The sequence below is a fragment of the Dankookia rubra genome (assembly GCF_004355005.1).
Classification (GTDB): Bacteria; Pseudomonadota; Alphaproteobacteria; order Acetobacterales; family Acetobacteraceae; genus Paracraurococcus; species Paracraurococcus ruber_A.
The window spans coordinates 1-5,863 of sequence record NZ_SMSJ01000173.1 but is presented as its reverse complement, the minus strand read 5'-3'; the positions used below and the strand labels follow the sequence as shown (position 1 = coordinate 5,863).

Here is a 5,863-nt window from a genome sequence, read left to right as displayed (position 1 = left end):
CTCGCCAGGGCAGCCGCTGCCTGACGCACAGCGGCGGCGCACATCGAAAGAGCGCCGCTCCGCCCCCAGCGGCATCAGTCCAAAATCCGGTTACCGGGACGGGCTCCTAGCCTGCGATCGTCCTGCCTGGACACGCGCAGGACGTGAATCGGCGGCTCGACAAAGCCTCGACCGATGTTGTCGCGACACGGCCAGGGCAACACCGGTCCAGCTTGCCCATCCCGCCCGCTTCCGCCACACCCCGCGCGCAATGAGCTCCGCCGCCCTCCTCCAGCACCTGACCTTCGCGCTCGGCCTCGCCCTGCTCTCGGCCGCCGCGGTGCGGGCGATGATTGCCTGGCCGATCCTCGACCACCCCAACGGGCGCAGCGCGCATGTCCGGCCGACGCCGCGCGGCGGCGGGGTCGGCGCGGTGCTCGCCTTCATCGCCGGCATGCTGGTGCTCTACCAGGTGGCCAATTCCGCCCGCATCGCCGAGCGCCAGTTCATCGGCGTCATCCTGGCCGCGATCGCCATCGCCGGCGTCGCGCTGGTCGACGACATCCGCAGCCTCTCGGCCCGGCTCCGATTCGGCGCACAGCTGGCGGCGGCGCTGGTCGCGGTGACCAGCGGGCTGACCATCTCGCGCCTCGCCATCCCCTATGTCGGGCCGGTCGAGCTGGGTTTCGCCGGGACGCTGATCACGGTGTTCTGGATCCTCGGCTGCACCAACGCGGTCAACTTCATGGACGGGCTGGACGGGCTGGTGGGGGGCGTGCTGCTGATCGCCTGCGCCGCGCTGACCGCGATCTCGGCGCTGCAGGGCGGCGGCTTCGTCTATGCCGCGGCGCTGTTCCTGACCGCGGGCTTCGCCGGCTTCCTGCCCTTCAACCTGCACCCCGCGCGGATCTTCATGGGCGATGTCGGCAGCCAGTTCGCCGGCTTCATGCTGGCGGTGCTGGCCGTCGCGGCCAGCCGGTTCGACCCCAACCAGCTCAGCTTCCTGATCGTGCCGCTGCTGATCTTCGGCCTGCTCTTCGACGCCGGCTTCACCCTGCTGCGCCGCGGCGCGATGGGCGACAAGGTGGGCGCGCCGCACCGGACGCACCTTTACCAGATGGCGCAGCGGGCGGGCATGGGCACCCGCGCCGTCGCCGCGACGCATTGGGGCTTCGCCGCCTTCCATGCGGCGCTCGCGCTGGTCTTTCTGCGGCTGCCGCCGAACTGGAAGCCGCTGATCGTGCTGCCGGCCCTGGCGGTGCAGCTGGCATGGCTCGCCGTGGTCGCGCTGCGGGTCAGGCGCGCCGGGCTCAGCTGGCGGGGCTGAGGAACTCCACCGCCAGCATCGGCAGGCCGGGGCCGATCCACTGCCGGGACTGCAGCACCGCGCCGCCCTCGGCCGCCACCCAGAACCGGTTGGTGAAGCGGCCCTCGCCGGCGGCGCGGCAGGTCTCCTCGACCAGCAGCACCGCCGCGTCCTCGGTCGGTTCCGCCCGCAGCCGGCATTCGACCTGAACGCCGAAGCGCATCCCCTCCGGCGACCGGTCGGCCCGCATCAGGTCGACCATGCGGCGGGCGAGGGCCGGGCGTTCGAGCAGCGCGGCCGGCGCCGCGAGCGGGTCGGGCCCGTCGAAGCGGGTCGCCGCCAGCATCTCGCCGAGGCCGGAGGTCGCCACCACGCGGCCGCCATCGGTTTCCACCACCTGGTTGCCGGCGGTGCGCCAGAGCCGGCGCTCCCCCATCTCCTGCACCAGGGCGGCGTGGCTGGCGCGGCCGCGCAGCGTCAGCCGCAGCGCCGGGCCGGCGGGCGCGATGTCCTGGCCCGGCGAGGCGGGGCCGGGCAGCAGCCCCGACCACGGCGTGTCGCCGCAGCCCGGCAGCAGCAGGGCGGCAAGCAGGAGGGCCGGGGCGCTGCGCATCCGGCAAATCTAGCTGCGCGCTCGCAACAATGCGAGCGATTCGGGGGAGGCGCAGGCGGGATGGCAGGCCGGTCCCGGTGCTTCGGGCCGCAGCAACAAGAAACCATCAACCTGCCTTCCCTTCCATGCCATCCCGCCCGATCCGGCGCCTCCCGATTCGGGGCGTTCAAGAACCAAGTCCGAGACGCTCCCTTGATGCCGCATTGCAACACAGAAGAGTAGACATACACGTTTCTACTATTATTGATTGAAGATCATCTGCTTTCACGATTAGTGCCACATGATGATTTTCCGAACCTCTTTCATATCAGGTTATTCCATCCGACGGCCAGCTTGCTTGCCGGGACTTGCGGCCTGCATGCTGCTCGTGCCCTGCACCGCGTCCGCCGCCGAGGAGTCCGCCGCGCCGGCCCAGGTCCTGACCGGGCAGGCCAGCCATTCCGTCCTGCCGGCCGAGCCGGCCAGCCTGGGGTGGGAGACGCCGGGCGGCGCCCTCTGGGCCAGGGGCGAGGCCTCGCTCGGCGCGGCCGAGCCGGAGGCGGAAGCCGGCTTCGGGCGCGGCGCCCTCGCGCTCGGCGCCCGGCAGGAACTCGCCCTGCTGCCGAACCTGTCCTGGTCCGTCGCGCCGCAGCTGCTGCTTGAAAGCGCGGCGGACCCGCAGGGCCTGCCCGGGACGCCGGCGCTGAACGGCGCCCTGCAGCAGGACCTCGCCCTGTCGCTGCCCGGCGAGGCAAAGCTGGTCGCCTCGATCGGTCTCGGCGACCGGCTGGGCATGGCCGGCCTGGCCTCGCCGGCCGGGGTGCTGGCGGGCGCGAGCCTGCGCAGCCGCGTTTCCCTCGCCGTGCAGGCGGCGGTGTCCGGCGCGCCGCTGCAGATGGAGATCCAGCTCACCGCCACCCGCCCGGTCGCCGCGGAGCACGGCCCGGCGCGGGCGAATGGCTGCGAACTGGCGGTGATGCTCCGCTGGGGCGGGACGGCGCCGCTCCGCCTCGCCGGCTCCTGCCCAGGGGACGCGTTGCGGCGCGTCACGCTCGGGCTCAGCACGAGCTTCTAGGCGGGTCGCCCCGCTCGATCGTGTTGCGCTGCCTCAATGCCCGGGCGCGGCGCCGGGCGCAGGCTGCTCCCGAGTTCCGAAGGAGGATGCCATGTCCCAGCTGACCGCCCGTGACCTGATGACGCCCGACGTCGTGACCGTGCCGCCGGAAACCCCGGTGATCGCCGTGGCCCGGCTGCTGGCCGAGCGTGGGATCTCCGCCGTGCCGGTGCTGGACAAGGCGGGCACGGTGCTCGGCGTGGTGACCGAGGCCGACCTGATCCGCCGCCTGGCGGGGGAGGAGGACCGGCCGCAGGGCTGGCTGAAGTCGCTGTTCGCCGATCCGGGGGAGCAGGCGGAGCGCTATGCCCGAACCCATGGCAGCACCGCCGCCGAGATCATGACCGAAAGCGTCGTCTCGGTGACCCAGGCGGACAGCGCGGCGCATGTCGCCCACCTGATGGAGGAAAAGGGCATCCGCCGCGTGCTGGTGCTGGAGGAGGGGCAGCTGCGCGGCATCGTCTCCCGCGCCGACCTGCTGCGGGCGCTGGTCTCCCCGCCGCGGGCCGGGGGCGCCGAGCTGTCCGACGACCGCATCCGCCAGGCGGTGCTGGCGGCGATGCGGAAGGAGCCCTGGGCCGATACCTTCTACACCCTGGTCGAGGTGAAGGACGGCGTCGTGGAGTACCACGGCTTCATGCGGACCGAGCAGGTGAAGCGCGGGCTGAAGGTGCTGGCCGAGCAGGTGCCGGGCGTGAAGGGCGTGGTCGACGCCACCCAGCCGATGCCGAGCTACCTCTACGCCGGGATGTAGGCGACCAGGGGGATGGCGCGGTCACCCCCGCGCCGGCTCCCGCACCCCCGCCAGCAGCACGGCCCCGACTGCCAGGAACACCACCACCGTCGCCATCCCGGCCCGCTGGTTGCCGGTCGCCGCCGTCACCGCCGCCAGCACCGCGGGGCCGAGGAAGCCGGTCACCCGTCCGCTCAATGCGAAGAGGCCGAAATGCGCCGCCGCCTCCCCCGGCGGGGCGAGGCGGGCCATCAGCGTCCGGCTCGCCGCCTGGGAGGGGCCGATGAAGACGCCGAGCAGCAGCGCCAGGACCCAGAACTGCGCCTTTCCTTCCGCCACCAGCAACCCGCTGCCCAGCAGCACCAGCGCCGCCAGCGCCAGCATGACCGTGCGCTTCGAGCCGAGTCGGTCCTCCACCAGGCCGAAGCCGGCAGCACCCAGCCCCGCGGTCAGGTTCAGCGCGATGCCGAAGAGCAGGATCTCCTCGAACCCCATGCCGAAAACGCCGGCGGCATAGATGGCGCCGAAGGCGAACAGGGTGTTCAGGCCGTCGGTGTAGAACAGCCGCGCGACCAGGAAGCGCAGCATCTGCGGGTTCTGCGGCAGGCGGCGCAGCAGCGCCTCGGTTTCCGCCAGGCCGCGCCGCATCGCGGCACCCCAGGCCGGGCGCCCGCCCGGCGGGTCGGGCAGCGCCAGCAGCACCGGCCATGCAAAGGCGGCGACCCAGGCGGCGGTCAGCAGCGCGGTCGCCCGGATATGCTCGGCGGCGCCCCGGTCGAGCCCGAAGAGCGCCGGGTCCGGCCGCACCAGCAGCACCAGCGCGAGGCCGAGGCAGACCAGCCCGCCGGCATAGCCTAGCCCCCAGGCGAGGCCGGAGACGCGGCCGATCTGCTCCGGCGCCGCCACCTGCGGCAGCAGCGAGTTGTAGAATACCGTGCCGAGTTCGAAGGCCACCGTGGCGATGCCGACGCAGGCCAGCGCCCAGAGGGTCGCGCCCGGCTCCGGCCGGGCGAACCAGATGCCGGCCGTCGCCAGCACCATGACGACGGTGCAGAGGCCGAGCATCCGTCGGCGCCGCCCGCCGGCATCCGCCACCGCGCCGAGCAGCGGCGAGAGCACCGCGATGCCGAGCCCCGCGAGCGTCTGCATCCAACCCCATTGCGCCTGGCCGGTCGCCGGGTCGGGCGCGATGCCCTTGGTGAAATAGGCGGCGATGACGAAGGTGGAGACCACCGCCGGGAAGGCGCTGTTGGCCCAGTCATAGAGGGCCCAGGCCCATGCGCGGCGGTTCATGCCGCCGAGACTGCTTCGCGCCGCACCCGCTCCGCCAGGGCATGCCAGGGCGCCGGGTCCCAGCTGCGGCAGGCGAGGCCGGAGGTGGAGGGCAGGACGAAGAGCGGCGGCAGGTCCGGCGGGCCGGGCACCGGGCCGAAGGGCGGGGCCCTCACGCCGAGAAATCGCGCCGCCGGGTTCTTGCCGACGAAGCCGACCAGCGCGGGGCGGAAGCGCCGCAGCTTGGCGGCCAGCGCCGCGGCATCGAAGGCGGCGGCCGGGATCGCGGCATCGGCGCCGGCCGCGGTGGTGCAGAGATTGGTCAGGCCGATGCCGAGCGCGTCGAGCCCGGCATACTCCTCCGGCGCGAAGCGCCGCGGCGTCAGGCCGGCGAAGTGCAGGATGTCCCAGAACTTGTTGCCCGGCCCGGCATAGGGCGCGCCGCGCAGGGCGGAGACGCGGCCCGGCGCGCTGCCGCAGAGCAGGAGACGGAGGCCGGGGCGGAGCAGGTCCGGGAGGATTTCTGCGCGCGTCATGCGGGGATCAGGGCAAGCGGGATCGGGAAGGCAACAGGGTTCCCTCCCCGAGCCCCACCCTTGCTTTTCGGGAGTCGGGTGCCGCCGCGCGGAAGGTGCCAGGCTCCCGGAAATGGATGGGGGGGTCCGGGGGAGAACACCTTCTCCCCCGGCCTTGCCTTGTCACGCCATCGCCCGCAGCGCCCGCGCCGCCACGCCGATCGCCGCGAGGTCGCCGGCCTGCGCCGCCTCCTGCGCCAGCTGCGCCACCGCCGCGCCATCCGGCACCGCGCCGCGCAGCCGGGCGACGGCCAGGCTGGCCTGCGCCGCGCCGAGGTCCTCCAGCAGCGCC

General features: G+C 73.4%; 6 protein-coding genes. 3 read left to right on the top strand and 3 right to left on the bottom strand.

Annotated features, from left to right (window positions below):
• Positions 1–250: 250 nt before the first annotated feature.
• The gene (locus E2C06_RS35050) at positions 251–1,306 is read left to right on the top strand and encodes a glycosyltransferase family 4 protein (protein ID WP_133293172.1); all 1,056 of its coding nucleotides are present in this window, start codon (positions 251–253) and stop codon (positions 1,304–1,306) included.
• Here E2C06_RS35050 and E2C06_RS35045 read toward each other — a convergent pair.
• On the bottom strand, positions 1,290–1,898 hold the full coding sequence (locus E2C06_RS35045) for a YjbF family lipoprotein (protein ID WP_133293171.1): 609 nt from the start codon (positions 1,896–1,898) through the stop codon (positions 1,290–1,292). The two genes, E2C06_RS35050 and E2C06_RS35045, sit on opposite strands and share 17 nt — an antisense overlap.
• 358 nt (positions 1,899–2,256) lie before the next feature.
• Between E2C06_RS35045 and E2C06_RS35040 the strand changes: the two genes are divergently transcribed.
• Together E2C06_RS35040 and E2C06_RS35035 are read left to right on the top strand one after the other, a co-directional pair.
• A complete protein-coding gene (locus E2C06_RS35040) occupies positions 2,257–2,952 on the top strand; it encodes a hypothetical protein (protein ID WP_133293170.1) in 696 nt (231 codons plus the stop codon).
• Between the two features lie 91 nt (positions 2,953–3,043).
• Positions 3,044–3,745: a CBS domain-containing protein gene (locus tag E2C06_RS35035; protein ID WP_241671611.1), complete on the top strand. Its 702-nt coding sequence runs from the start codon at positions 3,044–3,046 to the stop codon at positions 3,743–3,745.
• 21 nt (positions 3,746–3,766) lie between these two features.
• Here E2C06_RS35035 and E2C06_RS35030 read toward each other — a convergent pair whose 3' ends face one another.
• On the bottom strand, positions 3,767–5,017 hold the full coding sequence (locus tag E2C06_RS35030; protein ID WP_133293169.1) for an MFS transporter: 1,251 nt from the start codon (positions 5,015–5,017) through the stop codon (positions 3,767–3,769).
• Positions 5,014–5,532 (bottom strand): mismatch-specific DNA-glycosylase, encoded by a 519-nt coding sequence (locus E2C06_RS35025; protein ID WP_133293168.1) that lies wholly within the window; start codon positions 5,530–5,532, stop codon positions 5,014–5,016. Before E2C06_RS35025 ends, E2C06_RS35030 begins: the two co-directional genes overlap by 4 nt.
• Positions 5,533–5,863: the final 331 nt, after the last annotated feature.

Bases quoted from the DNA above. Each gene is read 5' to 3' on its own strand.
- E2C06_RS35050 (WP_133293172.1), top strand. From the start codon at position 251: ATGAGCTCCGCCGCCCTCCTCCAGCACCTGACCTTCGCGCTCGGCCTC.
- E2C06_RS35045 (WP_133293171.1), bottom strand. From the start codon at position 1,898: ATGCGCAGCGCCCCGGCCCTCCTGCTTGCCGCCCTGCTGCTGCCGGGC.
- E2C06_RS35040 (WP_133293170.1), top strand. From the start codon at position 2,257: ATGCTGCTCGTGCCCTGCACCGCGTCCGCCGCCGAGGAGTCCGCCGCG.
- E2C06_RS35035 (WP_241671611.1), top strand. From the start codon at position 3,044: ATGTCCCAGCTGACCGCCCGTGACCTGATGACGCCCGACGTCGTGACC.
- E2C06_RS35030 (WP_133293169.1), bottom strand. From the start codon at position 5,017: ATGAACCGCCGCGCATGGGCCTGGGCCCTCTATGACTGGGCCAACAGC.
- E2C06_RS35025 (WP_133293168.1), bottom strand. From the start codon at position 5,532: ATGACGCGCGCAGAAATCCTCCCGGACCTGCTCCGCCCCGGCCTCCGT.